A 1885-nucleotide genomic window follows, 5' to 3' on the forward strand; every position below is an offset into this window, starting at 1 on the left:
GGTCTGGGTGAGAGAGCGAACCGCCGCCCGGTCGCGGCCAACGCCGCGCGCCCGGCCTATCCGGCTGGCGAGCGTCGTGGCTGGTTCGACTGGGGCAACCGGGTGACGACGCACGGATAAGCGGACGGCCACCGGCGACGAGCGCCAGTCGCCGTGCCACCGGACCAGTTGACGACATTGCTAGCGATCGGTCAGGCAACAGATCAGCGGCGATCGTGACCACGTAAAGACGCCATAGGTCGACGACGCCCGGTGGGATAGTCATCCCCGTCCGGTCGGAATATTGCCGATACTATTCGCCATTCTAACGCTTAATGGGCGAATGCGACATGTTCATGCCATTGGCATGACATTTGGGTTTCGTAGTTGCGATAAACTCGCATAAGAATCGCATTTGTCGTCAAATTGTCACCGCCTGCTGCGAACAGGGGCCGCATCGTCGTTCAACGGGATGCCCCTTCGATGGCCACGCAGATGAGTACCGCCAGCGTCACCAAGGCCTATGACCGCTGGTCGCCTGTCTATGATCTGGTCTTCGGACCCGTCTTCAAAAAGGGGCGCTCCGCCGCCATCGTCGCCGCCGAGCGGATCGGTGGGCGGATCATCGAAGTGGGGGTCGGCACCGGCATCTCGCTTCCCCAATATTCCAGCAAGAACCGCATCGTCGGCGTCGACTTGTCCGAGCCGATGCTCGACAAGGCACGCGAGCGGGTGCGCAGCGGCAAGCTGACCCATGTCGAGCAGATCGCCTACGGCGATGCCGAGGCGCTGCAATTCGCCGACGACAGCTTCGACGTGGTGGTCGCGCAATATGTCATCACCGCCGTGCCCAATCCCGAAAAGGCGCTCGACGAGTTCGCCCGCATCTGCCGCCCCGGTGGCGAGATCGTCATCACCACGCGGGTCGGCGCGGGCGCCGGGCTTCGCGGCACGATCGAGAAGACGCTGATGCCGATCACCAGCCGGCTGGGCTTCCGCACCGACTTTCCGTTCGAGCGCTATACCGACTGGGCGGCGACGCGCGGTGACGTGGAACTGGTCGAAAGCCGCCCCCTGCCCCCGCTCGGCCATTTCTCGCTGGTCCGCTTCGCCAAGCGCCAGCCTTCCCTCCAAGGACAGGTCCAATGACGGGTTTTCGCGCGCAACTCGCCGAACAACGGTGGGACGATCATCGTTACTATCATCACAGCCTGGTCAATCAGAGCCTGCACTTCGTCAGCGCCTGCACCTTCCTGACCGCCTATGTGCTGCTGTTCATCGACCCGGCGGTCGCCAGCCTGCTCGCCTGGGGCGTGGCGATGACCAGCCGTCAGGCCGGACACTTCTTCTTCGAGCCCAAGGGCTATGACCATGTGAACAAGGCGACGCATGACCATAAGGAAGAGATCAAGGTCGGCTATAACCTGGCGCGCAAATATGTGCTGATGGGTATCTGGGCCGCGATCCCGGTCGTGCTGCTGTTGCAGCCGACGCTGTTCGGGACGCTGGAAAATCCCGAAGGCTTCATGGGCTATCTGCGTCATGTCGGCATCGGCTGGCTGGGCCTGGGCATCAGCGCGATCATCGTGCGCGTCATGCAACTCTGGGCGAAGCGCGATCTGGAGACCGGGCTGGTCTGGGCGACCAAGATCGTCACCGACCCGTTCAACGACTTCAAGATGTACAAGAGCGCGCCGCGCCGCCTGATGAAGGGCGAGCGAATGGATCATCACGATGTCGATGATTTCGAGGATCTGAAGGCGGCGTAACGCGCGGCTTCGGTTTGACGGACAAGGCGGCGGTTCGAAGGGACCGCCGCCTATTTTGTATCCAGCCCTCGCCTCTTGCCGCGCCCCTCCCGCAGGCGGGAGGGGATGGGGGAGGGAAAGCCACAGGCGGAAAACTC

The 1885-nt window shown here is 63.0% G+C and carries 2 protein-coding genes; both read left to right on the forward strand.

The genetic code is table 11. From position 1 onward, the window contains the following. The first annotated feature begins 474 nt into the window (after positions 1–474). A complete protein-coding gene (locus tag ACQKJZ_RS19135; protein ID WP_427733271.1) occupies positions 475–1128 on the forward strand; it encodes a class I SAM-dependent methyltransferase in 654 nt (217 codons plus the stop codon). Next, entirely contained in the window at positions 1125–1748 is a 624-nt protein-coding gene (locus ACQKJZ_RS19140; protein WP_427733273.1) for a hypothetical protein, read from the forward strand. The genes ACQKJZ_RS19135 and ACQKJZ_RS19140 overlap by 4 nt, the downstream gene beginning before the upstream one ends. The last annotated feature ends 137 nt before the right edge of the window (positions 1749–1885 follow it).

It is taken from the genome of Sphingomonas sp. NPDC019816 (assembly GCF_050274375.1).
Taxonomy (GTDB): Bacteria; Pseudomonadota; Alphaproteobacteria; order Sphingomonadales; family Sphingomonadaceae; genus Sphingomonas.

Bases quoted from the DNA above. Each gene is read 5' to 3' on its own strand.
- ACQKJZ_RS19135 (WP_427733271.1), top strand. From the start codon at position 475: ATGAGTACCGCCAGCGTCACCAAGGCCTATGACCGCTGGTCGCCTGTC.
- ACQKJZ_RS19140 (WP_427733273.1), top strand. From the start codon at position 1,125: ATGACGGGTTTTCGCGCGCAACTCGCCGAACAACGGTGGGACGATCAT.